General features: G+C 74.8%; 23 protein-coding genes and 1 pseudogene. 11 read left to right on the top strand and 13 right to left on the bottom strand.

Going from position 1 to position 25,187, the window contains the following annotated elements; all coding sequences use genetic code 11:
- Positions 1 to 20: 20 nt before the first annotated feature.
- The 3 genes from ACFYNO_RS11410 to ACFYNO_RS11400 are packed head-to-tail and all read left to right on the top strand — an operon-like array spanning position 21 to position 3,100.
- Positions 21 to 1,301: a sensor histidine kinase gene (locus tag ACFYNO_RS11410; RefSeq protein ID WP_388009056.1), complete on the top strand. Its 1,281-nt coding sequence runs from the start codon at positions 21 to 23 to the stop codon at positions 1,299 to 1,301.
- A complete protein-coding gene (locus ACFYNO_RS11405) occupies positions 1,298 to 1,966 on the top strand; it encodes a response regulator (protein ID WP_388009053.1) in 669 nt (222 codons plus the stop codon). Before ACFYNO_RS11410 ends, ACFYNO_RS11405 begins: the two co-directional genes overlap by 4 nt.
- An 18-nt stretch (positions 1,967 to 1,984) precedes the next feature.
- Entirely contained in the window at positions 1,985 to 3,100 is a 1,116-nt protein-coding gene (locus ACFYNO_RS11400) for a threonine aldolase family protein (protein ID WP_388009050.1), read from the top strand.
- Here ACFYNO_RS11400 and ACFYNO_RS11395 read toward each other — a convergent pair.
- The 3 genes from ACFYNO_RS11395 to ACFYNO_RS11385 form a co-directional block, all read right to left on the bottom strand.
- Positions 3,094 to 3,675, bottom strand: a complete 582-nt coding sequence (locus ACFYNO_RS11395; protein WP_388009047.1) for a hypothetical protein — start codon at positions 3,673 to 3,675, stop codon at positions 3,094 to 3,096. The two genes, ACFYNO_RS11400 and ACFYNO_RS11395, sit on opposite strands and share 7 nt — an antisense overlap.
- A 104-nt stretch (positions 3,676 to 3,779) precedes the next feature.
- Positions 3,780 to 4,697 carry an undecaprenyl-diphosphate phosphatase gene (locus tag ACFYNO_RS11390; protein ID WP_388009044.1) on the bottom strand — a complete coding sequence of 306 codons (918 nt, stop codon included), beginning with the start codon at positions 4,695 to 4,697 and terminating at the stop codon, positions 3,780 to 3,782.
- A 183-nt stretch (positions 4,698 to 4,880) separates the two neighbouring features.
- The gene (locus ACFYNO_RS11385; protein ID WP_388009041.1) at positions 4,881 to 5,423 is read right to left on the bottom strand and encodes a DoxX family protein; all 543 of its coding nucleotides are present in this window, start codon (positions 5,421 to 5,423) and stop codon (positions 4,881 to 4,883) included.
- A gap of 188 nt (positions 5,424 to 5,611) precedes the next feature.
- Here ACFYNO_RS11385 and ACFYNO_RS11380 point away from each other — a divergent pair, with 188 nt between their 5' ends.
- The gene (locus tag ACFYNO_RS11380) at positions 5,612 to 6,256 is read left to right on the top strand and encodes a MarC family protein (RefSeq protein WP_388009038.1); all 645 of its coding nucleotides are present in this window, start codon (positions 5,612 to 5,614) and stop codon (positions 6,254 to 6,256) included.
- A gap of 6 nt (positions 6,257 to 6,262) precedes the next feature.
- Here ACFYNO_RS11380 and ACFYNO_RS11375 read toward each other — a convergent pair whose 3' ends face one another.
- The gene (locus tag ACFYNO_RS11375) at positions 6,263 to 6,703 is read right to left on the bottom strand and encodes an Lrp/AsnC family transcriptional regulator (protein WP_388009035.1); all 441 of its coding nucleotides are present in this window, start codon (positions 6,701 to 6,703) and stop codon (positions 6,263 to 6,265) included.
- A gap of 153 nt (positions 6,704 to 6,856) precedes the next feature.
- Here ACFYNO_RS11375 and ACFYNO_RS11370 point away from each other — a divergent pair, with 153 nt between their 5' ends.
- Both ACFYNO_RS11370 and kynU read left to right on the top strand, forming a co-directional pair.
- Positions 6,857 to 7,705, top strand: a complete 849-nt coding sequence (locus ACFYNO_RS11370; RefSeq protein ID WP_388009032.1) for a tryptophan 2,3-dioxygenase — start codon at positions 6,857 to 6,859, stop codon at positions 7,703 to 7,705.
- Positions 7,702 to 8,946: a kynureninase gene (gene kynU / locus ACFYNO_RS11365; RefSeq protein WP_388009029.1), complete on the top strand. Its 1,245-nt coding sequence runs from the start codon at positions 7,702 to 7,704 to the stop codon at positions 8,944 to 8,946. Before ACFYNO_RS11370 ends, kynU begins: the two co-directional genes overlap by 4 nt.
- Positions 8,947 to 9,029: 83 nt before the next feature.
- On the opposite strand, the gene ACFYNO_RS11360 is transcribed toward kynU, so the two are convergent.
- Positions 9,030 to 10,439: a choice-of-anchor A family protein gene (locus ACFYNO_RS11360; RefSeq protein ID WP_388009026.1), complete on the bottom strand. Its 1,410-nt coding sequence runs from the start codon at positions 10,437 to 10,439 to the stop codon at positions 9,030 to 9,032.
- A 256-nt stretch (positions 10,440 to 10,695) separates the two neighbouring features.
- On the opposite strand from ACFYNO_RS11360, the gene ACFYNO_RS11355 reads away from it, so the two are divergent.
- Positions 10,696 to 11,175, top strand: coding sequence for a hypothetical protein (locus ACFYNO_RS11355; RefSeq protein ID WP_388009023.1), 480 nt, complete (start codon positions 10,696 to 10,698; stop codon positions 11,173 to 11,175).
- A gap of 67 nt (positions 11,176 to 11,242) precedes the next feature.
- Here the strand turns inward: ACFYNO_RS11355 and ACFYNO_RS11350 are convergent, their stop codons facing one another.
- On the bottom strand, positions 11,243 to 12,229 hold the full coding sequence (locus ACFYNO_RS11350; RefSeq protein ID WP_388009020.1) for an Lrp/AsnC family transcriptional regulator: 987 nt from the start codon (positions 12,227 to 12,229) through the stop codon (positions 11,243 to 11,245).
- A gap of 130 nt (positions 12,230 to 12,359) precedes the next feature.
- Between ACFYNO_RS11350 and ACFYNO_RS11345 the strand changes: the two genes are divergently transcribed.
- A complete protein-coding gene (locus ACFYNO_RS11345) occupies positions 12,360 to 13,145 on the top strand; it encodes an inositol monophosphatase family protein (RefSeq protein ID WP_388009017.1) in 786 nt (261 codons plus the stop codon).
- On the opposite strand, the gene ACFYNO_RS11340 is transcribed toward ACFYNO_RS11345, so the two are convergent.
- The 3 genes from ACFYNO_RS11340 to ACFYNO_RS11330 form a co-directional block, all read right to left on the bottom strand.
- Positions 13,138 to 13,698, bottom strand: coding sequence for a hypothetical protein (locus tag ACFYNO_RS11340; RefSeq protein WP_388009014.1), 561 nt, complete (start codon positions 13,696 to 13,698; stop codon positions 13,138 to 13,140). The two genes, ACFYNO_RS11345 and ACFYNO_RS11340, sit on opposite strands and share 8 nt — an antisense overlap.
- A 137-nt stretch (positions 13,699 to 13,835) precedes the next feature.
- Positions 13,836 to 14,471 carry a uridine kinase gene (locus ACFYNO_RS11335; protein WP_388009011.1) on the bottom strand — a complete coding sequence of 212 codons (636 nt, stop codon included), beginning with the start codon at positions 14,469 to 14,471 and terminating at the stop codon, positions 13,836 to 13,838.
- A gap of 34 nt (positions 14,472 to 14,505) precedes the next feature.
- On the bottom strand, positions 14,506 to 15,453 hold the full coding sequence (locus tag ACFYNO_RS11330; RefSeq protein ID WP_388009008.1) for a zinc-binding dehydrogenase: 948 nt from the start codon (positions 15,451 to 15,453) through the stop codon (positions 14,506 to 14,508).
- A gap of 79 nt (positions 15,454 to 15,532) precedes the next feature.
- Between ACFYNO_RS11330 and ACFYNO_RS11325 the strand changes: the two genes are divergently transcribed.
- Positions 15,533 to 15,811 (top strand): VOC family protein, encoded by a 279-nt coding sequence (locus ACFYNO_RS11325; RefSeq protein WP_388009005.1) that lies wholly within the window; start codon positions 15,533 to 15,535, stop codon positions 15,809 to 15,811.
- A gap of 60 nt (positions 15,812 to 15,871) precedes the next feature.
- Here the strand turns inward: ACFYNO_RS11325 and ACFYNO_RS11320 are convergent, their stop codons facing one another.
- The 3 genes and pseudogenes from ACFYNO_RS11320 to ACFYNO_RS11310 all read right to left on the bottom strand — a co-directional run.
- On the bottom strand, positions 15,872 to 16,888 hold the full coding sequence (locus tag ACFYNO_RS11320; protein WP_388009002.1) for an SGNH/GDSL hydrolase family protein: 1,017 nt from the start codon (positions 16,886 to 16,888) through the stop codon (positions 15,872 to 15,874).
- On the bottom strand, positions 16,885 to 18,030 hold the full coding sequence (locus ACFYNO_RS11315; protein ID WP_388008999.1) for a glycosyltransferase: 1,146 nt from the start codon (positions 18,028 to 18,030) through the stop codon (positions 16,885 to 16,887). The genes ACFYNO_RS11320 and ACFYNO_RS11315 overlap by 4 nt, the downstream gene beginning before the upstream one ends.
- Positions 18,031 to 18,230: 200 nt before the next feature.
- A pseudogene (locus ACFYNO_RS11310) lies at positions 18,231 to 19,358 on the bottom strand (glycosyltransferase family 4 protein); the annotation flags it as partial.
- A 241-nt stretch (positions 19,359 to 19,599) separates the two neighbouring features.
- Here ACFYNO_RS11310 and ACFYNO_RS11305 point away from each other — a divergent pair.
- Positions 19,600 to 22,410, top strand: coding sequence for a penicillin acylase family protein (locus ACFYNO_RS11305; protein ID WP_388009163.1), 2,811 nt, complete (start codon positions 19,600 to 19,602; stop codon positions 22,408 to 22,410).
- Positions 22,411 to 22,460: 50 nt separating this feature from the next.
- On the opposite strand, the gene ACFYNO_RS11300 is transcribed toward ACFYNO_RS11305, so the two are convergent.
- Complete coding sequence (locus ACFYNO_RS11300) at positions 22,461 to 24,017, bottom strand: MFS transporter (RefSeq protein ID WP_388008996.1); 1,557 nt, start codon at positions 24,015 to 24,017, stop codon at positions 22,461 to 22,463.
- A 173-nt stretch (positions 24,018 to 24,190) separates the two neighbouring features.
- On the opposite strand from ACFYNO_RS11300, the gene ACFYNO_RS11295 reads away from it, so the two are divergent.
- Complete coding sequence (locus ACFYNO_RS11295; protein WP_388008993.1) at positions 24,191 to 25,138, top strand: GntR family transcriptional regulator; 948 nt, start codon at positions 24,191 to 24,193, stop codon at positions 25,136 to 25,138.
- Positions 25,139 to 25,187 lie beyond the last annotated feature (49 nt).

Genomic DNA, 25,187 nt, shown 5'->3' with positions numbered 1-25,187 from the left:
ATCCGTTGCACAATGGCGCGATGAGCTCGGCCGAACCGTCCGTGACAGCCCTCGGGCAGCGCTTCCCCGGCGCCGCCCGAGGGCTCGCCGCGCTGCGCGCGCGGCGGCTGGACGAGCGGTTCCCGCTGCTGGTGGACAGCGCCGGGGCGGTGCTGCTGCTGGCCCTGAGCATCGGCTCCCACCAGCGGGTCCACCCGCAGCAGTGGGAGCTGCTGCTGCAGGCCGCCCTGGTGCTGCCGCTGGCGCTGCGCCGGCGGCGGCCGGTGCAGGTCTTCGCGGCGGTCGCGGCCACCGCCTTCGTGCAGTGGTCGATCAGCTGGTGGCTGCACATCGCGGTGGGCCCGGCCGACCTGGCGGTGCTGGTGGCGCTCTACACCGTCGCCGCCCGCCGCTCCTTCCGCTGGACGGTGGCCGCCTTCGCGGTGACCGAGCTGGGCGTGCTGCTGGCCGTCTACCGCTGGCCGCCGGTCCTCTCCGAGCGGCCGCAGTACGAGACCGCGATGCGGGTGGTCTTCCTGCTCTCCGGCCTGGTCACCGCCGCCGTGGTGCTCGGCCGCAACGTGCGGGCCCGGCAGGCCAAGCTGGCCGCGCTGCACCAGCGGGCCCGGGAGCTGGAGCGCCAGCGCGACCAGCAGTCGGCGCTCGCGGTGGCCGGGGAGCGCAGCCGGATCGCCCGCGAGATGCACGACATCGTGACCCACAACCTCTCGGTGATGGTGGCGCTGGCCGACGGCGCCGTCTACGCCAACCAGCACGCGCCCGAGAAGGCCACCGCGGCGATGCGTCAGTCCGCCGAGACCGGGCGGCAGGCGCTCACCGACATGCGCCGCTTCCTCGGCGTGCTGCGGGACGACGAGCCGGACGCGCTGCGCCACCCGCAGCCGGGCCTGGGCCAGCTCGCCGCGCTGGCCGCCCAGGTGCGGGCCGCCGGGCTGGCCTGCGAGCTGCGGCTGGCCGGCGAGCACGGCCACGTCTCCCCCGGCGCCCAGCTGACCGTCTACCGGCTGGTCCAGGAGTCCCTGACCAACACCCTCAAGCACGCCGCGCCCGGCGCCCGGGCGGTGGTCGCGGTGGACTGCTCCCCCGCCGCCGTCCGGGTGGAGGTGCGCGACGACGGCCGCCCGCTGCGCCGGGCCGCCGCCGACCCGCTCGGCGCCGGCCACGGACTGGCCGGCATGCGCGACCGGGCCGCCGCCTACGGCGGCGAGCTGACCGCCGGACCGCTTCCGGGGGGCGGCTGGCGGGTGGCCGCCACCCTCGACCTCGACCTGCCCGCACCCGCCGAGGAGGCGCCGTCATGACCATCCGAGTGCTGCTGGTGGACGACCAGCCGCTGCTGCGGGTCGCCTTCACCCTGGTGCTGGACTCCCAGCCGGACCTGGCCGTGGCCGGCGAGGCCGCGGACGGCGCCGAGGCGGTCCGGCTGGTCCGCGAGCTGGCCCCGGACGTGGTGCTGATGGACGTCCGGATGCCCGGCATGGACGGCATCGAGGCGACCCGGCAGATCGTCGAGGCCGCGCCGGAGACCCGGGTGCTGATCCTGACCACCTTCGACCTGGACGAGTACGCCTTCGCCGGGCTGCGGGCCGGCGCCTCCGGGTTCCTGCTGAAGAACGCCCAGCCCGCCGAACTGCTCAGCGCGGTGCGCAGCGTGGCGGCCGGGGACGCCGTGGTGGCGCCGCGGATCACCCGGCGGCTGCTGGACCGGTTCGCCGGCGAGCTGCCCGCCGACGGCGGCCCGGCCGACCGGGCGCAGCGCGCGGTGGAGACGCTGACCGCGCGCGAGCGCAGCGTGCTGGTGCAGGTGGCCCGCGGGCTCTCCAACGCCGAGGTGGCGGCCGAGCTGGCGCTGGCCGAGGCCACGGTGAAGACCCACGTCAGCCGAATCCTGCTCAAGCTGGGGCTGCGGGACCGGGTGCAGGCGGTGGTCTTCGCCTATGAAAACCGTTTGGTCCGGCCCACCTGACGGTCCGAGAATCGCAGGATGACCGATTCCTCCGTCGCCCGCCGCCTCGCCGCGCTGCGCGCCTGCGACCGCGTGCTGAGCGGCAAGCGTCCACAGACCGTCCGCGAACAGCTCGACCACCTCGCCGGCCTGGACGGGCTGGACGAGCTGCCCGACTTCTACGCCCAGGGCGGCGCGGTCGAGCGGGTGGAGCGGCGGGTCGCCGAGCTGCTGGGCACCGAGGCGGCCGTCTGGTTCCCGAGCGGCACCATGGCCCAGCAGATCGCGCTGCGCTACGGCGCCGAGCTGACCGGGCGCGACGCGGTGGCGATGCACCCGATGTGCCACCTGGAGCGCTGGGAGCGGCAGGCCTACGGCCAGCTGAGCGGCCTGCGGGCGATCTGGCCGACCGACGCGCCCCGCCCCTACACCGCCGAGGAGCTGGCCGCCGTCGGGCAGCCGTACGGGACCGCCACGGTGGAGCTGCCACTGCGCGACGCCGGCTTCCTGCTGCCGAGCTGGGACGAGCTGGTCGCGGTGGCCGGCACCGCCCGGGCGGCCGGTGCCCGGGTGCACTTCGACGGCGCCCGGCTCTGGGAGTCCGCCCCCTTCTACGGCCGCCCGCTGGCCGAGATCGCCGGGCTGGCCGACAGCGTCTACGTCTCGGCCTACAAGGCGCTCGGCGCCTCGCACGGCGCCCTGCTGGCCGGCGACTCGGCGCTGGCCGGCTACGCCCGCAGCTGGCGGCACCGGCACGGCGGGCAGCTGTGGCACAACTGGCCGGCCGCGCTGGCGGCGCTGGACGGGCTGGCGACCGAGCTGCCCCGGATCCCCGAGTACGTCCGGCACGCCAAGGTGGTCGCCGCGGCGCTGGCGGACCTGCCCGGCGCCCGGATCCACCCGGCTCCCCCGCAGACCTGCGACTTCCAGCTCTACCTGCCGCACCCCGCCGAGGCGCTGAACGCGGCCAACCTGGAGCTCTCCGAGACCGAGCGCACCTCGATCGCCGGCAGCTGGGCCGACGTCGCACCCGGGCTGGCGATGGCCGAGATCCGGGTCGGCGCCGCCGCGCTGGAGTGGACCGCCGAGGAGGTGCTGGCGGCCGGGCTGCGGCTGCTGGAGCTGGTGGCGAAGGGCCGGCCGGCGGATCAGTAGCGGAGGGCGCGCTCGACCGAGGCGGTCACCGTGCCGCCGAGCGAGCGGTTGCTGGTGGCGGTGGCGTTCGCGGACTGGCCGGCCGCCACCGGGCCGACGGTCAGCACCACGGTGTCCTGAAGCGAGCCGCCCTGGTCCTTGAAGCTCACCTGCACGGTGTACCGCTTGCTGTCGCTCTGGTGGTTGGCCACCGTGACCTGGACCTGGGCCTTGCCGTCCGAGGTGGTGGAGACGCTGCCGAGCGAGACATCGCCGGCCGCGTCCAGCCCGCCGGTGGCGCCGGCGAAGGCGGAGGAGGCGGCCGAGGCGGCCGCCGAGAGCGCCGAGGAGGCCGCCGAGGCGCCCTGCGAGGCGGCCTCGCTGCCGATCGAGGCGAGCGCCGACTGGGCGGCGCTGACGGCCGAGGAGGCCGCCGAGGAGACCTTGGCCTTGTTGCTGGAGGTGCACCCGGTCAGCACCAGGCCGAACGACAGCGCCGCCCCGGTCACGACGGCGACCGGGGCGACGAGGAGGCGCGGCGGGCGGGACCCGGTGGCGCGGGACGCGGTGGTGCGGGGCGGGACTCGGCGGTCCATGGGGCCTCCTGGGTCGGGACTCCCGCCCACCCTCCGACGGCCCCCGCGCGCTCCGCCACCGGGGCGGGGCAACCGGGTGAGGACCCGTCAGGCCCCGCGGCGGGTCAGCCGGTGACGCTCAGGTAGACCGCGGAGCCGATGCCGGCCACCAGGCAGTAGATCGCGAAGGGCGTCATGCTGCGGTTCTCGAAGTACTTGGTGAGGAACTTGACCGAGATGTAGCCCGCCACGAAGGCCGCGATCGAGCCGGCGATCACCGGGCCGCGGATGCCGGTGTACTCGGGCTTCATCAGCTCCGGCAGCTTGAGCACGGCGGCCGCGCCGATCACCGGGGTGGCCAGCAGGAAGGAGAACCGGGCCGCGTCCTCGTGGTTGAGCCCGCGCAGGATGCCGGTGCTCATGGTGACGCCGGAGCGGCTGATGCCGGGGAAGAGGGCCAGGATCTGGGCGGCGCCGATCCAGGTGCCCTGACGGAAGCTCAGCTTGGCGATCCGGCGGTCCGAGGCGATCGCCGGGTCCTCGCCCGCGGCGTGCTCGGCGGCCGCGCCGGCCCGGCGGCGACCGCCGCCGCCGCGCCGCAGCCGCTCGGCGCCGAGCAGCACCAGGCCGTTCAGCGCCAGGAAGATCGCGGCCGGCACCGGCTTGCCGAGCGCGCTGCGCAGCGCCTTCTCGGCCACCAGTCCGGCGATGCCGACCGGGATGGTGCCGACGATCAGCAGCCAGGCCAGCCGCTGGTCGACGGTCTCGATCCGCCGCTCGCGTATCGAACTGAAGAAGCCGCGGATCACCCGGATCCAGTCCTTGCGGAAGAAGACCACCAGGGCCAGCGCGGTGGCCAGGTGCAGGCCGACCAGCACCGCGAGGTACGGGGAGTCGGCGCTGGTCATGTTCAGGTCCTTGTCGACCCGGCCGCCGATCAGCGCCGGCAACAGGATGCTGTGCCCCAGGCTGGAGACCGGGAAGAGCTCGGTGACACCTTGCAGCAGGCCCACGCCGATGGATTCCGGGTAGGTCAGGGACATCGCACACCCTCAGTCGCGGTACGGGTCTCGTCGGAGCGACAGCGTACCGAGCCGAGTTGGCGCGGCCTTCGGGCCCCTCCCCCGCGAGAACGTACTACATCTCTGTAGACGCCGAGCGGGCCGGGGCCCGAAGTTCACCGCTTGTTCGGTTGGGGGTGCTCGCGCGGGGCGGACCGGGGGATGTCACTCCGGCTCGGAGTCGAGCGCCGCGGCGGCGCTCTCCCGGACCCCGCGCTCGCGCTTGCTCACCACGCCGTAGGCGCCGGCCGCGGCGGCGGCGAAGGCGAGCAGGCCCAGCGCCGGGCGGCCCAGGGCGTGGCCGGTCAGCTCGTCCAGCGAGTAGCGGCCCGGACCGGCGATGGAGATCGCCAGGCCGCAGACGCCGAGCAGCGCCGGGTACTCGTAGCCGCCCTTGGTGGCGAAGAAGCCGTGCGGGAAGTGCACCGCGGTCGCCCCGGCCATGGTGCCCGCCACCACCGGCCCGGCCACCGGGGTGGCCAGCCCGGCGATCAGCAGCGCACCGCCGCCCGCCTCGCCCAGTCCGGCCGCCAGGGCGCTCTGCCCGCCCGGTTTGAAGCCCATCGCCTCCATGCCCTGCGCGGTGCCCTCCAGGCCTCCGCCGCCGAACCAGCCGAAGAGCTTCTGGGTGCCGTGCGAGAACAGCACCCCGCCGACGGCCGCCCGCAGCACGAGCAGGCCGAGGTCCTTGCGATTGACACAGCCCATGGTGTCCTCTTCTCTCCCGCCCCGGAGCCCCCCGGTACCGCCCATCCCAGCCGACCGCCGCCCGCTCCTCGACCCCGGCGCGGCCATCCGGGGGACACGGCGCGGGGCGGGTGAGACGGTCGTCACGGTGGGCGACCCGCCGGTGCGGCGCGCCCGGCGGCCCGGGGCGGCTCGCCCATGCTGGGGGGATGTCCGTCCTCAACCTGAGCAGCGCGTTCGTCACCTTCTTCGCCGTGGTCGGCCCGCCGAAGGTGCTGCTGTCCTACGCCCACCTGAGCCGCACCCGCAGCCACCGGGAGCTGATGAAGCTGCTCGGTATCAGTACCGCGCTGGCCGCCTCGGTGGGGGTGGCGATGGCCTTCCTGGCGGACGGGGTGACGGCCTTCTTCCACGTCAGCGACGAGTCGCTGCAACTGGCCGGCGGCGTGATCTTCTTCCTCTACGCGGTCGGGCTGGTGCTGGGCTTCCACTTCGGGGGAGACGACGAGAACGGCGAGGGCGGGCTGGCCAACCCGCTGGCGGAGGGCGTGCGCGAGCTGACCGTGCCGTACATCGCCAGCCCGCTGGCGATCACCGCCGTGCTGGTGGAGTCGCTGACCAAGGACACCTGGGGGTGGCGGTTCACGGTGGCCGGGGCCTACCTGGCGGTGGTGGCGATCAACGCCGTCTCGGTGGCGGTGCTGGCGCCGCTGCTGCGGCTCACCCACCAGACCTCGCTGGAGGTGCTCTCCCGGCTGCTCGGGCTGCTGCTGGCCGCGGTCGGCGTGGAGCTGTTCCTGAGCGGGCTGGAGGGGCTGGGGGTGCACTTCGCGGGAGCCGGTGGCGGGCACTGACCGGGGTCAGGGCGGGGTGACCGCCCGCCAGGGCACCGGGCTGGAGAGCACCATCGAGCTCTCCGGGCGGCCGTAGCCGGCCAGCCGGTCGACCAGCGCCTCCAGCTCGGCCACCCCGGGGACGGCGACCAGCAGCACGCAGCAGGCTCCGCCGGTCACCCGGTGCAGTTGCAGCACCTCGGGCCAGTCGGCCACCTCCGGGTCGCGCAGCACGCAGCGCGGCCCGTAGCACTGCACCTGGACGATGGCGGTGATCGGCAGCCCGGCCCGGGTCAGGTCGATGTGCGCGTGGTAGCCGCCGATCACCCCCTCCGCCTCCAGCCGGCGGACCCGCTCGGCCACCGCCGGGGCCGAGAGGCTGACCCGGCGGGACAATTCGTTGTAGGAGAGCCGGGCGTCGGCCTGCAGTTCGGCGAGCAGTCTGCGGTCCAGGGCGTCCAGTGCCATCGCGGAGCCTCCCGGGGCGATGGGTGGGTGATCGGGGAAAAGACCTTTCGATCGAAAGGCCCCGGCCCCGATCGCATGGCCGTCACCCATTCAAGAGCCCCCGGGACCCGCAGCACAATAGTCCGCACCGACGATCACAGGGGGTAGCGCGACATGGCGCAGTCCACCGTCCAGGAGCCTCACCTGGCCTTCGACGCCGACCGGGCGGCCGAAGCGGCCGGGCAGACCGGGGCCACCCCGTACGAGCGCTACGCCCGGCTGGACGTGCTGCACACCCTGCAGCAGCCGCGCAGCGAGGTGGACGCCGAGCTCTCGTTCATCATCACCACCCAGGTGATGGAACTCCTCTTCGACCTGCTGCGGCACGACTGGACGCTGGCGGCGCGGGCGCTGCGGGCGGACGACCCGGAGGGCGCGCGGGGCGCGCTGCGCCGGGCCGCGCTCACCCAGGACGTGCTGAACGGCTCCTGGGACCTGCTGGCCACCCTCACGCCGACCGAGTTCAGCGCCTTCCGGCCGGTGCTCGGCGAGGCCTCCGGCTTCCAGTCCTCGGCCTACCTGCGGCTGGAGTTCATGCTCGGCAACAAGTCCGGCCGGCTGCTGGCGATGTACGCCGACGCGCCCCGGGTGCGCCAGGAGCTCACCGAGGCGCTGCACGGCGCGACGCTCTACGACGAGGTGCTGGGGCTGCTGGCCCGGCGCGGGCTGCTGGCGGCCGCCCCGGCGCCCGCGCCGGAGCGCTACCGGGCGCAGGACGCGGTGCGGGAGGCCTGGCGGACCGTCTACACCGAACCCGCACACGCGGACCTGTTCGCACTGGGGGAGGCGCTGTTGGACACTGCCGAACGGGTCACCCGGTGGCGTCAGCGGCACTACGCCTCGGTCAAGCGCACCATGGGCGAGAAGCCGGGCACCGGCGGCTCCAGCGGGCTGGCCTGGCTGAAGGCCGCCGCCGAGCAGGACGTCTTCCCGGAGCTGTGGACCGTGCGAGGAGAGCTGTGACGACCGTTCCCACCACCCGTGAGCAGTGCGCGGCGCTGGACGCCGCCGATCCGCTGGGCCCGCTCCGCAAGGAGTTCACGCTGCCCCCGGACGCCGTCTACCTGGACGGCAACTCGCTGGGCGTGCTGCCGGTGCGTACCCCCGAGGTGGTCCGGCGCACCGTCGAGGAGGAGTGGGGCCAGGGGCTGATCACCAGCTGGAACGCGGCCGGCTGGACCGAGCTGCCGTACGTGCTGGGCGACCGGATCGCGCCGCTGGTGGGCGCGGCGGCGGGCGAGGTGCTGGTCTGCGACAGCGTCTCGGTCAACCTGTTCAAGGTGCTCACCGCGGCGCTGCGGATGCGCCCGGGGCGGCACACGGTGCTCGGCGAGCGGGACACCTTCCCGACCGACCTCTACATCGCCGAGGGCGTGACCGGGCTCTTCGAGGGCACCCGCAGCGTGCTGCTGGACTCCCTGGACCAGCTGGACGAGCAGCTGGCCGGCGGAGACGTGGCCGCCGTGGTGCTCTCCCAGGTGGACTACCGCACCGGTGTGCTGCTGGACATGGCGGAGATCACCGCGCGGGTGCACCGGGCGGGCGCGCTGATGATCTGGGACCTGTGCCACTCGGCGGGCGCGCTGCCGATCGACCTGACGGCCTGCCAGGCGGACTTCGCGGTCGGCTGCACCTACAAGTACCTCAACGCCGGACCGTGCGCGCCGGCCTTCCTCTACGCGGCGCCCCGGCACCACGCCGAGGTGCGGCAGCCGCTGACCGGGTGGTTCGGGCACGCCGAGCCGTTCGCCTTCCGGCCCGAGTACCGGCCGACCGAGGGGATCGGACGGTTCCTCACCAGCTTCCCGCCGCTGCTGGCGCTGGCCGGGCTGCGGGCCACCCTGGAGATCTGGGAGCAGGTCGACCTCGAGCTGGTGCGGGCCAAGAGCCTGGCGCTGACCGGGCTGTTCATGGCGCGCTGCGCGGAGTTCGCGCCCGGGCTGGAGATCGTCACGCCGGCCGAGCCGGAGCGGCGCGGCAGCCAGGTGGCGCTGCGGCACCCGGACGGGTTCCCGGTGGTGCAGGCGCTGATCGAGCGCGGGGTGATCGGTGACTTCCGGGCGCCCGACCTGATGCGGTTCGGCTTCACCCCGCTCTACATCTCCTACACCGACGTCTGGGACGCGGCCGAGGCGCTGCGCGAGGTGCTGGCGAGCGGGGAGTGGCGGGACGAGCGGTTCAACCGGCGCGGCGCGGTGACCTGACCCGGCGCCACCGGTACGTGACGGTGCCCGCCCGCCCCTTCGACAGGGGCGGGCGGGCACCGTCGTTCAGTACTGACGCGGGATCAGCCGTGGCGGCCGCGGCGGCGGCTCAGCCGGTGGCCGGCCAGGATCGCGCCGGCGCCGCCGATCAGCAGGGCGCCGACCGTGCCCAGCAGCGGACCGGTGCCGCCCGCACCCGTGTTGGGCAGCTGGCCGCTGGAGGTCGCCGACGGGGTGGGCGTGGGGGTCACCGAACCGGTCGGCGCGGGGGTGGGCGAGCCGGTGGGCGTGGGCGTCACCGAACCCGTGGGCGTGACCGAACCCGTGGGCGTCACCGGAGAGGGCGGGGGCAGCGTGGGGGTGGGGGTGGGGGTGGGGCTCTCGGTGGGCGTGGGGGTGGGAGTCGGGGTCGGTGTGGGGGTCGGAGTAGGCGTCGGCGTGGGCGTCGGGGTGCCGCAGACCGGCAGGTCGCCGTCGAACGGGTAGGAGTGCAGCTCGTAGCCGCCGCCGGAGCTGGTCTGCAGCAGGTTGCCGGCCAGGTAGACCCGGCCGTTGACGCCGGGCTGCGAGAGCGTCATGGTGCCGGCCGGGTCGGCGGACATGATCGAGCCCTGGAACTGGGCGCTGCCGGTGATCAGGGAGTCGCCGGCGGTCGGGAAGTTCCACAGCAGCTTGGAGCTCAGCTCGGTGGTCTGGTCGCCCGGCTGGCCGGTGCCGGTGTAGGTGTTGATCACCGCGTTGGGCGTCTTCATGTTGACGATCACCGTGGCGCCGGCCGGGATGTTGGTGAAGACCAGGCCGATCTGACCGCCGGTCGGGCCGGTCAGGTTCTGGGTGACGTCGAAGATCTGCCGCATGCTGGTGCCGTCGCCGGTGAAGGTGGCCTCGCTCGGCGTGAGGGTCACGGTGCCGGTGGCGGTCTGCTGGGCGGCACAGGTCGAGAAGGCCTCGATGGTGTCGCGCAGCGGCGCGTACTGGTCGCGCACGCCGGTGTCGTGGATCGCCTGCCCGGTGGGCTCCACCGCGACGTCACCGGTGTTGGTGCCGCCGTAGCGGAGGTTGCCGAAGGCGCCCGGAGCGCCGACCGCGATCCGGTTGCCGGGCTCGGCGGCCACATTGCCGCCGACCGAGACGAAGTCGCTGCCGTCCGGCGGGACCACCCGGGAGCCGACCCCGACCACCGACATGTTGAACAGCCCGCCGCCGTCCTTGCTCACGTCGAGGTTGCCCAGGGTCACGATCCGGCCCTCGGCCTCGGCGGCCCGGCCGGTCACGTCGTAGTTGCCGCCGACGAAGATGTTGATGTTGGAGTCGCGGTGGGTGATCGGGCCGTTGTTCGGCGGCTCCCAGGTCGTGGGGCAGTCCGGACCGCCACAGGGGCCGAGCGGGGGAGGCAACTGGTCCGCCGAGGCGAAGGTCCCGGGGAGCACGGCCAGTGCCGTGACCGCGGTGACGGTCGCCGCCAGCAGTGCGGATTTTCCTCGATGCCTCATGCTGCCCTCTCCACTCCTGGTCGCCCTCGCCGGCCGCTGCGCCCGTACCGGGCACACCGGGTCATCCAAGGTCAGCGCGGAGTGCTCATATGGAGGGCATACCGGGGCAAGCCGGAAAAACGATCAAATGTCACCCGAACAGCTCAAAGAGGGCCCGGACGGCGGACCGTCCCGGTCCGGGTGTTAGCGTGCCGGACGGCCCCGCCGCACCCGCGCGGCGAGGTGAACGGCCCTCCGCTCGAAAGCGATCCCTCCCATGGCCAAGTTCCTGTTGAGCCTGCACGTCCTGGCGGCCGTGATCGCCATCGGCCCGGTGACGGTGGCGGCCAGCATGTTCCCGCGCAAGGCCCGGGCCGCGCTGGCCGACGGGCCGGAGGCGGCCGGCGAGGCCGCCTCGGTGCGCACCCTGTACCGGATCACCCAGGTCTACGCGGCGCTCGGCGTGCTGGTGCCGGTGTTCGGCATCGGCACCGCCCAGGTGATGGGCGTGATGGGCAGCGCCTGGCTGATCACCTCGCTGGTGCTCACCGTGATCGCCGCCCTGGTGCTGCTGGTGCTGGTGCTCCCCCGCCAGGAGGCCGTGGTCGCCTCGCTGGCCGGCGCGGCGGACGCGGACGCCGCGAAGGCGCTCGGCGGCCTCAAGCTGCTCACCATGAGCACCGGCCTCTTCTCGCTGCTCTGGGCCGTGGTCACCGTGCTGATGGTGGTCCGCCCGGGCTCCACCACGCACGCCTGAGCCATCCTCAGATCCCGGACGCTCGGCCCCCGAAGGCTCGGACCCCGGACGTGCGGACCCCGCGCCCTCACAGCCTGGGCAGGAGCACCCGGACCCCGGCACGCTTCACCGCCCGGCCGACCACGGCCGTCTCCACCCGGTCGGCGCCCAGCGGGCCCAGCACCTCGGTGCTGAACCGGTAGAGCGCCGGGTAGTCCGGGCAGAAGACCGCGGCCATCAGGTTGTGCGGGCCGCTGGTGGCCAGCACCCCGTGCACCTGGGGGTGGGCGGCCAGCGCCGCGCCGGCCGCCGCGAGCCTGCCGGGCGGCACCGAGAGCCAGAGGTTGGCGTCCACCGCCATGCCGAGCAGTCGCGGGTCGACCGTGACATGGGTGCGCAGCAGACCGCCCGCCGCCAGCCGGTGCAGCCGCCGGCGCACCGTGGACTCGGCCGCGCCCAACCGCGCCGCGAGCGCGGTGGCCGGGCTGCGGGCGTCCACCGCGAGCGCGGCCAGCAGCGACCGGTCCAACTCGTCGAGCTCGCCCGCGGCCAGCCGCCGTGACGGGCCGTCAGCCGGCCGCGGCTCCAGCAGGGCCGCCTCCTCCGCCGGGGTGAGCAGCCCGGCCCGCCACTGCCCCGCGTCGGCGAACAGGTGCAGCACGGCGTGCACGGTGGTCTCGGTGACCGCGTCGGTGCCGGGCAGCTGGCGGTAGAGCAGCCGGTCCCGGCCCGGCTGGTCGCTGACCAGCACCGCGCTCACCTCCTGGCCGCCGAGCATCACGTCCACGAAGGGGACGTCGGAGCGGGCCGCCAGCGCCTCGGCCACCGCGGCCACCCGGCCGCGCAGCACCCGGACCCGCAGCAGCAGGGCGCCCACCGCCTCGTCGGCCGCGTGCGGGACCAGCACCACCTGGACCACCCCGGTTTCCCGCAGCCGGGCCAGCCGCCTGGTCACCGTCCGCACCGAGACCCCGAGCGCCGCCGCGATCCGCCCAGGCTCGGCCCGGCCGTCCAGTTGCAGCGCGCAGATCAGCCGCTGGTCGAGACGGTCCAGGGCGCTGGCTGGATTCGCCACTTCTTCAGGAATCAATGTCCGATCTCCGTCATCTGCTCCCCCATCGACGTCGCTGAGGACCGTATTCACGCTATCCGTTGTCCTGCAAGGAGTTCACCGGAACACCGAAGGGACCAGGACGATGGAGCAGATGACGGAGCTGTCCGCCGGGCTCGAGGCGGCCGTGCGCGAGACCGGCGCCCGGCTGGCCGGGCTGCACCGCACCGAGCCGCTGGCGGCCACCACCAGGGCGCAGGCGCTGCGTGCCTTCGCCGAGCTGGACGCCCCCGCGGCCGCCCTGCTGCGGGAGCGGCTGACCGCCTTGCACCCGGGCGCCAGCTGGGTGGCCGAGGAGTTGGAGACCGCCGTGCCGGCCGACGGCGACTGGTGGCTCTGCGACGCCACCGACGGCGCGGTGCAGTACCTGCTCGGCCAGCCGCACTGGGCCGTCACCGCGACCCTGCTGCGGGACGGCGAGGCGCAGCTCGCCGTGGTGCACGCCCCGCAGCTCGGCTTCACCTACACCGCCCGGCGCGGTGGCGGTGCACTGCTGAACGGTCGTCCGATCTCCCCCTCCCGGCGTGAGTTGGGTGCCGCCGTGGTGGCCACCAGCCACCCGCCCACGGTGGCGGGCGACCCGGTGGCCGTGCGCCGGGCGGGCAGTTCGCTCGGCGCCGTGCTGGCCGGCGGGGTGCCCGCCGTGCGCAATCTCGGCCCGACCGCGCTCCAGGTGGCCCAGGTCGGCTCCGGACACCTGGACGCGTTCTGGGAGTTCGGCCTGGACGGCGGCAATCTGCTGCCCGGTGCGCTGATCGCCGCCGAGGCCGGCGCCCTGGTGACCGACCACACCGGGGCGCCCTGGCGGGCGGCGGAGTCCGCCGGCTTCCTGGCCGCCGGACCCGCCACGCACGCCGAGCTGGTGCGCCTGCTCAGCTGATGCCGCAGGCCACCTGCCTGGACTCCTGGTCGAGATCCAGGCCCGCACAGTCGGTCGAGAGGTGCGAGCCGTCGCTGAAGACCAGGTCGACGTAGAGGTTGGGCTCCCAGTGGTTGTGCCCGTGCGGGTCGATCCGCAGGGTGGTCTGGCCGCCTCGGAGCAGCTCCCCGGGCGTGTGGTTGAGGATGGCCAGCTGGAACGGGCCGTCGTCGCTGTAGGCCTCGAAGAGGCCGAAGGTGCTGGAGATCCGGGCCGCGGTGTTGCCGTCGATGTCGCGGACGATGACGGTGACCGAGGTGTCGCGGTCCTTCTGGTCGTGGTCGGAGTGGAAGCTGACGCTGGCGCCCTGCAGCGTCGCCCCCGGGGCGCGGTGGCCGCGCGGGGCGGCGGCGGTGACGGCGCGGCCGGCGGCCGGGCTGGTCGTGGTGGCGGGGTGGGTCGTGGTGGACGGGTGGATCGTGGTGGCCGGGGTGGCGACGGCGGCCGGCGCGCTGAGCGCCAGCAGGGTGAGCAGGGAGACTCCGAGAGTGGGCAGAGCCCTTCCGAGACGCATGACCGACATCCCTTCCGTGGTTCTCGGCACCAGGAGTGCCGAGAACCATCGTGCCCCCGTACACGAACGGCTGGTATCGCTCGTTCGGATGATGGTTCGCAGTCGATCAGCTGATGGGGCGTCAACCGCTTGGTGGATCAGTCCTGGTCCCAGGCCGGGTGGTTGGGGTCGTCCACCCGCACCACCACGTCGGCCGCCTCGGCCGGCAGCGCCTCGGCGGCGTACCGGGCGAAGGCCGGCAGCGTCCACTGCTGCTCCGCCGCCGTGCGGCGGGCCAGCGCGGCCGGGGACATCAGCAGGTGCACCGTCAGGTCGAACGGGAACCAGCGGCCGAGCAGCCGGGCGCCGTCCAGCAGCAGCACCGTCCCCGGGGCCAGCTCCCGGTAGTCGCTGCGGGTGGACCGGTCGGTCACCGGGTCGCGCAGGTCCGGCAGCACCCGCCCGCTGCCGCCGGGGTCGAGCGGGGTGAACACCTCGCGGAACAGCGCCCCGTCGTCCAGCCAGCGGTCCAGGTAGGCGTCCGGGTCGTGGTGCCCGTACTCCAGCCGCAGCGAGGCCGAGCGCAGGAAGTCGTCGGCCCGGATCCGCTGCACCGCCCGGCCGCGCAGCCGCAGCTCCTCCGCCAGCTCCCCGGCCAGCCGCCCGGGCGCGGCCGCCGGCGCCCCGTCCAGCGCCACCCGGGGCCAGGCCCCGCCGTCCTGCGGGTCCAACCGCTCGATCCGGTCGGCGAGCAGCTTGGTCAGCCGGGTCCAGGAGATCGGGTTCAGCCGCATGATGCGCCCCATGCTAACCGGCCGCCCCGCAGCCTCAACGGCGTACCTCCAGCAGGGTCTTGCCCACGGTGGCCCGGGACTCGATGGCCGTGTGCGCGGCCGCCGCCTCGGCCAGCGCGAACCGCTGCCCGATCACCGGCCGCAGCCGGCCCGCCGCCCCCTCGGCCAGCGCGTGCGCCGTCGCCGAGCGCAGCGCCTCCGGGGTGCGCTCGCCGGCCACCAGCTCCACCCCGCGCCCGGCGGCCGCCTCGGCCGGGATCGCCGCCCACTCCCCCGCCGCCAGGCCGAAGCTGTCCATCCGCCCGCCCGGCCGCAGCAGCCCGAAGGCGGCCCGGCCGATCTCCCCGCCCACCCCGTCGAAGACCACGTCCACCGGGCCGACCCGGTCCGCCCAGCCGGGCTCCCGGTAGTCCACCGCCTCCTGGGCGCCCAGCGAGCGGGCCAGCGCCAGCTTGCGCTCCCCGCCCGCCGCCGCGACCACCCGCGCGCCGGCCGCCACCGCCAGCTGCACCAGCAGCGTGCCCACCCCGCCGGCCGCCGCCTCCACCAGCACCCGCTCCCCCGCCGCCGGGCGCGCCGCGCGCAGCTGGAGCACCGCCGTGCGCCCGTCGGCCAGCAGCGCCACCGCCTCGTCCAGCGCCAGCCCGTCCGGCACCGGGTGCACCGCCGAGGCGGCGGCCACCGCCAGCTCCGCGTACCCGCCCCGGCCGGAGAGGCTCGCCACCACCCGCCGGCCCAGCAGCCCGGCCGGCGCCCCCTCGCCCAGCGCGGTCACCGTGCCGCCCACCCCGTTGCCGGGCACCATCGGCAGCTCGGCCCGGAACGGACCCGCGCCGGTGGCCCGGAACCGGGTCTCCACGAACGTGGTGTTGGCGTACTCCACGGCCACCAGCACCTCGCCGGCGCCGGGCACCGGGTCCGGTGCCGCGCCCGGGACCAGCACGGACGGGTCGCCGAACTGCTTGAGCCAGATGGCGCGCATGGGTTCTCTCCTTGATCGGTCCGCCTTCCGGGCCCATGCTGGTACGTCAAGCGGACTTGAGGTCAAGGAGGCACCCGGGATGGCCGGACTGGCCCTGCTGGTGCTCTACACGGCCCGGCTCGAGGAGTGCCGGGAGTTCTACGCCGGCCTCGGCCTGCCGCTGCGGCCCGAGCGGCACGGCGGCAGTCCGGCGCACTACGCGGCCGAACTGCCCGGCGGGCTGGTCCTGGAGCTCTACCCCGCCGGTCCGGGCCGGGAGAGCGGGCCGGTGCGGCTGGGCTTCACAGTGCCGGGCGTGACGGAGCGCCGGCTGCTCACCGATCCGGACGGCCGGACGGTGGAGCTGACGGGGTGTTGACCCGCGAAGCGGGCGGTGCCGCGCCCGGGGTCCGGGACGGCCCGCCCGTGATGACGCGGGTCAGTCCTGCGGCAGGGCCGCCAGCGCGGCCCAGGCCCTGGCCTGCGCCTCGGCGTCCAGCGCCTGGCTGCGGCCGCGCAGCAACTGCACCGTCTCGGCCGTGGCCAGCGCGAGCAGACCAGGGATCAGGTCCACGCTGCGGCGGGCGATCCAGGCGGTGCCGCGGGTGGCCATCCACCACAGGTCGGCGGCCCGGCCCGGGGCGGGCGGCACCAGCACCGCGCCCGGCGGCGGGCCGACCGGGTGGCCGGCGGCGGCCAGGCAGGAGTGGAACTCCCTGGCGATCAGCAGGTGCCCGGCCGGGCTGGGGTGCAGCCGGTCGGCGCTGAGCAGCGGACGGTGGTCCAGCCAGGGCAGGTCGGCCAGGTGCAGGTGGATCGCCTCGTGGCGGCGGGAGAGCTCGTGCACCACGGTGTTGACGGCGTTCATCCGCCGGGCCAGCGGGCGGGCCAGCGGGCCGGGCAGCCGCAGCAGCCGGCCCGGGTCGGGCAGGCAGGCGGTGAGCAGCACCGAGCCCGCGGCGGAGAGTTCGCGCAGCGCCGTGTCCAGCGCGGCGGCGGTGCGGGCGATGTCGAAGTTGGCCCGCAGGGTGTCGTTGCCGCCGGCGACGACGGCGACCAGGTGCGGCCGCAGGGCGAGCGCGGCCGGGAGCTGGCGGTTGATCAGGTCGCTGCTGAGGGCGCCGCTGATCGCCAGGTTGCGGTGTTCCACCAGCTCCGGATCGGTGCTGAGTGCGGGGGCCAGCAGGGCCGGCCAGCCGCACCAGCCGGAGTCCACGGGGGCGCCGACCCCTTCGGTGACCGAGTCCCCGAGGGCGGCGAAGCGGATGGTGTCGGGCTGGGCGGCCGGGGCCGCGTGGGCGAGGCGGTAAGGGGCGGTCATCTCGATCTCCCGGAAACTGTGTGCCGTGCTGTGTGCGCTGCGCCGCTCCTCGACGGCCGGGCCCGCCGCCATCGCCGTGCCCGTGCCGTGCCACCGGTTGCCGGTCCGGCTCGCGGTCCCCCGTGCGCCGGTCATCCCCGGCTCACCACCCGGGCGGGCCGGGCGGACTCGTGCACCGCCAGGAAGGCCGCGGTGGCCGCCTCCCAGGTGTAGCGCTCGGCGCGGTCCCGGGCGGCCAGCCGCCGGTCGCGCTCCGGGCGGGCCAGCAACTCCCGGACCGCAGCCGCGAACCCGGCGCCGGAGTCCTCGGCCGCCACGCCGGCCCCGCCGACGATGCCGGGCAGCGCGGAGGAGCGGCTGACCGCGACCGGGGTGCCGCAGGCCAGCGCCTCCAGGGCGGCCAGGCCGAAGGTCTCGATCGGGCCGGGCGCGAGCACCGCGTCGGCGGAGGCCAGCAGGGCGCTCAGCTCGGTCCGTTCGGCGACGTGGCCGAGGAAGCGCACCGGCAGCCCGTCCCGGTTGGCCCGGGCGGCCAGCCGCTCGCGCAGCGGGCCGGTGCCGGCCACCACCAGGGAGGCGTCCAGGCCGCCGCGGCGCAGCTCGGCCAGCGCGTCCAGGGCCCGGCCGGGCTTCTTCTCCGCGGAGAGCCGGGAGCACATCACCAGCAGGGTCTCGCCCGGCCGCACGTAGCGGTCCCGGACGGCCTGGTCGTGCCGCCAGGGGTGCAGCTCGGAGAGGTCCACGCCGAGCGGGGCGTGCGCCAGGTTGGTGGTGCCGATCCGCTCGAACTCCTCGGCGGCCCAGGCGGTGGTGCAGATGACGGTGTCGTAGGCCCGCGCGGTACGGGAGTTGAGCCCGTCCGCGAGGGACCGGGCGACCGGCCCCGGCACCTTGCGGGTGCGCAGCAGGCCGGTCGCGCTCTCGTGCGAGACCATCGCGGCGGGCACGCCGTGCTGCCGGGCCCAGGAGCCGGTCCAGCGCAGCGTGGTGCGGTCGGAGACCTCCAGCCGGTCGGGGGCCAGCCCGGCCAGCACGCGGGAGACCGCCTGCCGGTCGGTGAGCATCCGGTAGCCGCCGCTGGCGGGCAGCACCGGGCCGGGCAGGGTGACCACCCGGCCCTGCTCGGTCTGCTCGTCCCGGTGCTCGGGGCCCGGGATGACCAGCACCGGTTCGTGCCCGGCGGCCAGGTACCCGGCGCCGAGGTGGCGCAGTGCGGTGCGCAGTCCGCCGGAGACCGGGGTGACGAAGTTGGCCAGCCGGACGATGCGCAGGCTCATACCGGCTGCTCCTCGACCGGCGCCGGGACCGGGGTGGAGACCGGCGCCGCGACCGGCACGGGAGCGGCCTGGACGGGAGCCGCCTGGGCGGGAGCCGACGGCACGGCGGCGGGCGGGCCGGGCTGGGCCGGGATCGCCGGGGCGGCCTCGGCGGCCGGCAGCAGCGCGTCCTCGTAGCGCACCGGCGTGCCGTGGTGCTCGGCGATCGCCTCCGCGTAGTGGCGCAGCAGCAGGTCGCCGACCGACTCCCAGGTGCGGGCGGTGACGTCGGCCCGGCCGGCCTTGCCGTAGGCGGCCCGGCGGGCCGGGTCGGCGGCCAGCTCGGCGACCGCCTCGGTGACGGCGCGCTGGTCGCGCGGGGCCACCAGCAGGCCGGTGCGGCGGTGGCCGACCAGGTCGAGCGGGCCGCCGGCGGCGGGGCCGACCACGGCGACGCCGCTGGCCATCGCCTCCTGGATGGTCTGGCAGAAGGTCTCCAGCGGGCCGGTGTGCACGAACAGGTCGAGGGTGGCGTAGCAGCGGGCCAGCTCCTCACCGGTGCGCCGGCCCAGGAAGACGGCGCCGGGCAGCAGTTCGCGCAGCGAGTCGGCGCTCGGGCCGTCGCCGATCACCACCAGCCGCACACCGGGCAGCGCGGCCACGCCCGCCAGCAGGTCGACCCGCTTCTCCGGGGCGAGCCGGCCGACGTAGCCGACCAGCACCTCGCCGCCGGGGGCCAGCGCGCGGTGCAGCGCCTGGTCGCGGTGGCCGGGGTGGAAGCGCAGCGAGTCCACGCCACGCGGCCACAGGTGCACCCGGGGGATGCCGTGCGCCGTCAGGTCCTGGGCGGCCGGGGTGGACGGTGCCAGGGTGCGGGTGGCGGACTTGTGGACGGTGCGCAGCCGGTGCCAGGCGGCGCCGGCGCCGAGGCCGCCGCCGATCCGGTAGGCCTGGGCGTAGCCGGCCAGGTCGGTCTGGTAGACGGCGACGCTGGGCAGGCCGAGCCGGCGGGCCTCGGCCGCGCCGCGCGCGCCGAGGATGAACGGGCTGGCCAGGTGCACCACGTCGGGCCGGTGCGCGGCCAGCGCGCCGCCCAGCTTGGAGCTGCGCAGCGCGACCCGGACCTGGGGGTAGCCGGGGAGCGGGATGGACGGGATCCGGACCACCGGAACCTCGGCGCTGTCGGGGCCGAAGGTCTGTTCCGGGCAGCTGGAGCCGCGGGCCGGAGCGGGGGTGATCACCAGGGGCTGGTGGCCTCGCCGGACCAGGTGCTCGGCGGTGCGGAGCACGCTGTGGGCGACGCCGTTGACTTCCGGCGGAAAGGATTCGGTGATGATGGCGACTCGCATGCCAAGGTTGTTGCCGGGCTGAACGTGCGCAGGGCCAAAGGGATCTGTCGAACAGGCGAACTGCTGCCAGCGCTTTACCTCTCCCTTACATCTCAGGGGTCCCGGAAGCGCCAGAGTCGATCAAGGCATGTCAAAAAATCATGACAAATCCGCGCACACCCGCTAGGCAACCGGCTAGTAACCGACTTACCGTCAGTTTCCCCATCCAGCAGAGCGAGGAGCCCCCACCGTGCCCCCACGCATGCCCCGCCGAAGGCCGCCGCGGACCCTGCGCACCGCCGCGATCGGCGCCCTGGTCGCCGCCGTGCTGGCCGCCCTGCCCGGCACCGCGGCCGCCGGCGCCGCCCACCCCGCCGCCGCGGCCGTGACCGCCGCCAACGACTACTGCGCCGGCCAGTGCGACGACATCCTGCCGCCCGGCGAGAACGGCAACGCCACCCTCTCCGACATCCTGGGCAACAAGCTGTTCGGCACCCGCCCCGCCCACACCGACGACCAGCTCGGCCCCTACGCGGCCCTGGCCTCCGGCTACCCGGGGCTGACCGACGCCCAGCTGAACGGCTTCTTCGACAACGCCTCCTTCGGCGTCCCCGCCGACCAGGTGGCCTCCACCGCCACCCCGCGCCCGGACGTCACCATCGTGCGCGACAAGGCCACCGGCGTGCCGCACATCAGCGGAACCACCCGCTACGGCACCGAGTTCGGCGCCGGCTACGCGGCCGCCCAGGACCGGCTCTGGGTGATGGACCTGTTCCGGCACGTCGGGCGCGGCGAGCTCTCCGGCTTCGCCGGCGGCGCGGCCGCCAACCGGCAGCTGGAGCAGAGCTTCTGGCAGGCCGCGCCGTACACCGAGGACGAGCTGCAGGCGCAGATCTCCACGGTGGCCGCCCACGGCGCCCGCGGGCAGCAGGCGCTGACCGACGCCCAGGCCTACGTCGACGGGATCAACCAGTACATCGGCGAGGCCTACAACGGCCGCTACTTCCCCGGCGAGTACGACCTCACCGGGCAGATCAACGCGATCACCAACGCCGGCTCGATCCAGCCCTTCAAGCTCACCGACCTGGTCGCGCTGGCCTCGGTGATCGGCGCGCTGTTCGGCTCGGGCGGCGGCGGGCAGCTGCAGTCGGCCGAGCTGAAGCAGGCCGCCGACGCGCGCTACGGGACGGCCGTCGGCGACCAGGTCTGGCAGTCGCTGCGCGAGGCGAACGACCCGGAGGCGGTCACCACGCTGCACGACGGGCAGTCCTTCCCGTACGCGCTGCCGCCCGCCGACCCGCAGGGCACCGCCATGCCGGACCCGGGCTCGGTGGTGCCGGAGCCGGAGGTCTACAACGCCACCGGCTCGGCCACCGGCACCGCCGCCACCGCGGCCGCCGGGGTGCTGCCCGGCAACCTGCTGACCGCCAAGCACGGCATGTCCAACGCCCTGGTGGTCTCCGGCAAGTACACCGCCAGCGGGCACCCGGTGGCCGTCTTCGGCCCGCAGACCGGCTACTTCGCGCCGCAGCTGCTGATGCTGGAGGAGCTGCAGGGCCCGGGGATCAGCGCCCGCGGCGCCGCCTTCGCCGGCCTGAGCTTCTACGTCGAGCTGGGCCGCGGCCAGGACTACGCCTGGAGCGCCACCTCGGCCGGGCAGGACATCACCGACACCTACGCCGTGCCGCTCTGCACCACCGACGGCTCGCCGGTCACCCTGACCGCCCAGTCCTACCTCTACCACGGGGTCTGCACGCCCTTCGACAAGCTGGTGCAGAACGACTCCTGGGCGCCGACCACCGCCGACTCCACCCCGGCCGGCTCCTACTCGCTGGTGATGTACCGTTCCGACTACGGCCTGGTGACCGCCCGCGGCACCATCGGCGGCAAGCCGGTCGCCTTCACCCAGCTCCGCTCCAGCTACGACCACGAGGTGGACTCGATCATCGGGTTCCAGATGCTCAACGACCCCTCGGCGGTGCAGGATCCGAGCGGCTTCCAGCAGGCCGCGCAGAACATCAACTACACCTTCAACTGGTTCTACGCGGACTCCCGGCACACCGCCTACTACAACTCAGGCGACAACCCGGTGCGGGCCCCCGGGGTCGACCCCGGCCTGCCGGTGCTGGCCCAGCCCGCCTACGAGTGGCAGGGGTTCGACCCGGCGACCAACACCGCCCAGTACACGCCGCCGGACCGGCACCCGCAGTCGGTGGACCAGGACTACTACGTCTCCTGGAACAACAAGCAGGCGGCGGACTACGGTTCGGCCTCCTTCGGCGACGGCTCGGTGCACCGCGCCAACCTGCTGGACGCCCGGGTCAAGGCGCTGGTCGCCAAGGGCGGGGTGACCAGGTCCGCGCTCACCAAGGCGATGGAGGACGCCGCGGTCACCGACCTGCGCGGCGAGGACGTGCTGCCCGACCTGCTGAAGGTGATCGGCAGTGCGCCCGTGACCGACCCCCAGCTCGCCTCCGTGGTCCAGCAGTTGACGGCCTGGCAGGCAGCTGGCACGAAGCGGGTGGAGACCTCGGCGGGCAGCCACGCGTACGCCGACGCGGCCGCGATCCGGGTGCTGGACGCCTGGTGGCCGCTGCTGGCCGACGGCGTGATGCACCCCGGGCTCGGCGACCAGGCGTACTCCGCGCTGACCGCCGCGCTGCAGATCAACGAGTCGCCCTCCGGCGGCCAGACCGGCGCCACCGGCGGCTCGGTGAGCGCCAACGAGTCGATCCCGCACAAGGGTTCGTCCTTCCAGTACGGCTGGTGGAGCTACCTGGACAAGGACCTGCGCGCCGTGCTCGGCCGGCCCGTCGCCGGTCCGCTGGCGCAGCCGTTCTGCGGCGGCGGCTCGCTGACGGCCTGCCGCACCGTGCTGCTGGCCACCCTCCAGCAGGCGGCCGCCGAGACCCCGGCACAGGTCTACCCCGGGGACAGCAGCTGCTCGGCCGGCGACCAGTGGTGCGCCGACTCGATCATCCAGCGGCCGCTGGGCGGGGTGACCGACGCCAACTCCACCTGGCAGAACCGCCCGACCTACCAGCAGGTGGTGGAGTTCCCGAACCACCGCTGACACGCGAAGTGGGGCCGTCCGCCGGACGGCCCCACTCCTGTGACGCTCCGTCAGACCAGGACCTCGTCCTGCTCCGCCGCCTTCGGGCTCCCCGCCGTGCCGACCGCCAGCGCCCGGCGCAGCCCCAGGGCCGCCGCCGCGCCGAGCACCATCAGCGCCGCCGTCACGACGGCCGCGCCCTGCATCCCGCCGCAGAAGGCGTCCCGGGCCGCCGCCAGCACCGGCCCGCGCACCGCCTCGGGCAGTTGGGCGAGCACCCCCTCGGTGCCGCCGAGCGAGTCGCGCACCGCGCCCCGGGCCGCGCCGGGCAGGTCGGCCGGCAGGTGGGCGTCGATCCGCGGGCGGTAGAACGCGGTGCCCACGCTGCCCAGCACCGCCATCCCGAGGGCCCCGCCCAGTTCGGTGCCGGACTCCAGCAGGGCGGAGGCGGCGCCGGCCCGCTCGATCGGCGCGGCGGCCATCACCACCTCGCTGACCTGCGACATCAGGCCGACCCCGCCGCTGGCGTAGAGGCTCGCGGCGACCAGCAGCATCCAGAGCGGGGAGTGCGCGCCGACCACCGCCAGCAGCGCGAACCCGGCCGCCATCACGGTGAAGCCGCCCGCGATCACCAGCGCCCTGCCGAACCGCCGGCCCAGCACGGTGGCCAGCGGCGCCACCCCGCCCACCACCACACTCGGCAGCACGCTCCACAGCGCGGCCGTCAGCGGGCTCATGCCGCGCACCAGCTGCAGGTACTGGGTGAGGAAGATCGCCATGCCGACGAGCCCGAACATCCCCAGCATGTTCATCATGATCGAGGCGCCGAAGCCGCGGCTGCGCACCAGGGCGAGGTCGATCAGCGCGTGCGGGTGGGTCGCCTGGCGGCGGACGAAGACCAGGCCGACCAGCAGACCGGCCACGATCGCGGCGGCGGGCACCGGCTGGAAGCCGTTGCGGGCCAGCTCCTTGACGCCGTAGATCAGCGGCAGCACGGTGGCCAGCGAGAGCAGCGCGCTGAGCAGGTCGAACCGGCCGCCGCGCAGCCGGGGGGTCTCCGGCAGCAGCACCGGGCCGAGCACCAGCAGCAGGAGCATCGCGGGCAGGTTGATCAGGAAGACCGAGCCCCACCAGAAGTGCTCCAGCAGCACGCCGCTGAGCACCGGGCCGACCGCGATGCCGCCGCTGGTCACCGCCGTCCAGACGGCGATCGCCTTGCCGCGCTCGCGCTCGTCGGTGAACAGGTTGCGGATCATGCCCAGGGTGCTCGGCATCAGGGTGGCCCCCGCCACGCCGAGCACGGCGCGGGCCGCGATCAGGGCGCCGGCGCTGCTCGAGTAGGCGGCCAGGGTGGAGGCGGCGCCGAAGCCGAGCGCCCCGATCAGCAGCAGCCGGCGGCGGCCGATCCGGTCGCCCAGCGCGCCCATGGTGAGCAGCAGGCCGGCCAGCACGAAGCCGTACATGTCGAAGATCCAGAGCTGCTGGGTGCTGCTCGGGTGCAGGTCCTGGCTGATGAACGGGACGGCGAAGTAGAGCACCGACACGTCCATCGAGACCAGCAGCAGCGGAAGCATCAGCACCGTCAGCGCCAGCCAGGGCCGGCGGGCGGTGGAGTGTCGAGCGGTCATCACGGTCCCCCCAGAGGACGCCGAGTACGGGCGGGCACCGCAGGGCGTGCGGCCCGCTACAGCTGCGTACTTAGTACGCCCTGCCGTTGCGTACAGAGTACGCGCGGCGCTCTAGGCTATGCAACTGGTTGTCAGGGGCTCTTCCGGGCTTCCGCACTAGTACAGTTGTCTGCATGACGACCCAGCGGGAGCTGCCCCCCTACCTGACCATCGCCGCCGAACTGCGGGAGCGGATCTCCGCGGGCGCGCTGCGCCCGGGCGACAAGGTGCCGTCCACCCGGCAGCTGACCAAGGAGTACGGGGTGGCGATGGCCACCGCCAGCAAGGCGCTGGCCGCGCTGCGCCAGGAGGGGCTGGTCCGCTCCCGGCCGGGCTCGGGCACGGTGGTGGCGGGCGGGACGACGGCCGAGTCGGTGGGCGAGCCCCAGCCCGGTCGGCCGGCCTCCCCCTCGTCCCTCTCCCGGCAGCGGATCGTCCGGGCCGCCATCACCGTCGCCGACGCCGAGGGCCTGGCCGCCGTCACCATGCGCCGGCTCGCCACCGAACTGGGCGCGGCCCCGATGGCGCTCTACCGCCACCTCGCCAGCCGCGAGGAGCTCGGCGACCTGATGGCGGACCAGGTGCTCGGCGACTACCCGATGCCGCCCGACTCGCTGACCGGCTGGCGGCCCCGGCTGGAGGTGCTGGCCATGCGCCAGTGGGAGATCTTCCGCCGGCACCCCTGGCTCAGCGGCACCATCTCACTGACCCGCCCGACCCCGCTGCCCAATGCGCTGAAGCACGGCGAGTGGGTGGTCGCCTCGCTCGACGGCTGCCGGCTGGACCCCGCCGCCAAGCTCTACATCCACATCCTGATGTTCGCCTTCGTCCGCGGGATGGCCGTCAACCTCGACCTCCAGGCCGCCGACCGGCGCGGCGACCAGCTCACCGACGAGGAGTGGATGGCCACCCAGGAGGGCCGGCTGGACGAGGTCTTCGCGAGCGGCCGGTTCCCCTCCTTCGCCAAGGTGCTGGGCGAACTGGACGGGGACGGCTTCGACTACGACCTGGACCAGCTCTTCGCCTTCTCCCTGGCCCGCACCCTGGACGGCCTGGGCGTCTTCATCGAGGGCCGGTCCTGACCCGCCGTCACCCGCCCGGCGCCCAGCGGTTGCCGCTCCCCGCCCCTCC

Origin of the sequence: Kitasatospora sp. NPDC006697 (genome assembly GCF_042869935.1) — a bacterium.
Classification (GTDB): Bacteria; Actinomycetota; Actinomycetes; order Streptomycetales; family Streptomycetaceae; genus Kitasatospora.
The sequence above is the reverse complement of the archived record's forward strand: the minus strand, read 5'-3'. Positions and strand labels throughout refer to the sequence as shown.

What these genes read in the sequence shown, in the direction of transcription:
- ACFYNO_RS11410 (WP_388009056.1), top strand. Translation starts at nt 21, where the DNA reads ATGAGCTCGGCCGAACCGTCCGTGACAGCCCTCGGGCAGCGCTTCCCC.
- ACFYNO_RS11405 (WP_388009053.1), top strand. Translation starts at nt 1,298, where the DNA reads ATGACCATCCGAGTGCTGCTGGTGGACGACCAGCCGCTGCTGCGGGTC.
- ACFYNO_RS11400 (WP_388009050.1), top strand. Translation starts at nt 1,985, where the DNA reads ATGACCGATTCCTCCGTCGCCCGCCGCCTCGCCGCGCTGCGCGCCTGC.
- ACFYNO_RS11395 (WP_388009047.1), bottom strand. Translation starts at nt 3,675, where the DNA reads ATGGACCGCCGAGTCCCGCCCCGCACCACCGCGTCCCGCGCCACCGGG.
- ACFYNO_RS11390 (WP_388009044.1), bottom strand. Translation starts at nt 4,697, where the DNA reads ATGTCCCTGACCTACCCGGAATCCATCGGCGTGGGCCTGCTGCAAGGT.
- ACFYNO_RS11385 (WP_388009041.1), bottom strand. Translation starts at nt 5,423, where the DNA reads ATGGGCTGTGTCAATCGCAAGGACCTCGGCCTGCTCGTGCTGCGGGCG.
- ACFYNO_RS11380 (WP_388009038.1), top strand. Translation starts at nt 5,612, where the DNA reads ATGTCCGTCCTCAACCTGAGCAGCGCGTTCGTCACCTTCTTCGCCGTG.
- ACFYNO_RS11375 (WP_388009035.1), bottom strand. Translation starts at nt 6,703, where the DNA reads ATGGCACTGGACGCCCTGGACCGCAGACTGCTCGCCGAACTGCAGGCC.
- ACFYNO_RS11370 (WP_388009032.1), top strand. Translation starts at nt 6,857, where the DNA reads ATGGCGCAGTCCACCGTCCAGGAGCCTCACCTGGCCTTCGACGCCGAC.
- ACFYNO_RS11360 (WP_388009026.1), bottom strand. Translation starts at nt 10,439, where the DNA reads ATGAGGCATCGAGGAAAATCCGCACTGCTGGCGGCGACCGTCACCGCG.
- ACFYNO_RS11355 (WP_388009023.1), top strand. Translation starts at nt 10,696, where the DNA reads ATGGCCAAGTTCCTGTTGAGCCTGCACGTCCTGGCGGCCGTGATCGCC.
- ACFYNO_RS11345 (WP_388009017.1), top strand. Translation starts at nt 12,360, where the DNA reads ATGACGGAGCTGTCCGCCGGGCTCGAGGCGGCCGTGCGCGAGACCGGC.
- ACFYNO_RS11340 (WP_388009014.1), bottom strand. Translation starts at nt 13,698, where the DNA reads ATGCGTCTCGGAAGGGCTCTGCCCACTCTCGGAGTCTCCCTGCTCACC.
- ACFYNO_RS11335 (WP_388009011.1), bottom strand. Translation starts at nt 14,471, where the DNA reads ATGCGGCTGAACCCGATCTCCTGGACCCGGCTGACCAAGCTGCTCGCC.
- ACFYNO_RS11330 (WP_388009008.1), bottom strand. Translation starts at nt 15,453, where the DNA reads ATGCGCGCCATCTGGCTCAAGCAGTTCGGCGACCCGTCCGTGCTGGTC.
- ACFYNO_RS11325 (WP_388009005.1), top strand. Translation starts at nt 15,533, where the DNA reads ATGGCCGGACTGGCCCTGCTGGTGCTCTACACGGCCCGGCTCGAGGAG.
- ACFYNO_RS11320 (WP_388009002.1), bottom strand. Translation starts at nt 16,888, where the DNA reads ATGACCGGCGCACGGGGGACCGCGAGCCGGACCGGCAACCGGTGGCAC.
- ACFYNO_RS11315 (WP_388008999.1), bottom strand. Translation starts at nt 18,030, where the DNA reads ATGAGCCTGCGCATCGTCCGGCTGGCCAACTTCGTCACCCCGGTCTCC.
- ACFYNO_RS11305 (WP_388009163.1), top strand. Translation starts at nt 19,600, where the DNA reads ATGCCCCGCCGAAGGCCGCCGCGGACCCTGCGCACCGCCGCGATCGGC.
- ACFYNO_RS11300 (WP_388008996.1), bottom strand. Translation starts at nt 24,017, where the DNA reads ATGACCGCTCGACACTCCACCGCCCGCCGGCCCTGGCTGGCGCTGACG.
- ACFYNO_RS11295 (WP_388008993.1), top strand. Translation starts at nt 24,191, where the DNA reads ATGACGACCCAGCGGGAGCTGCCCCCCTACCTGACCATCGCCGCCGAA.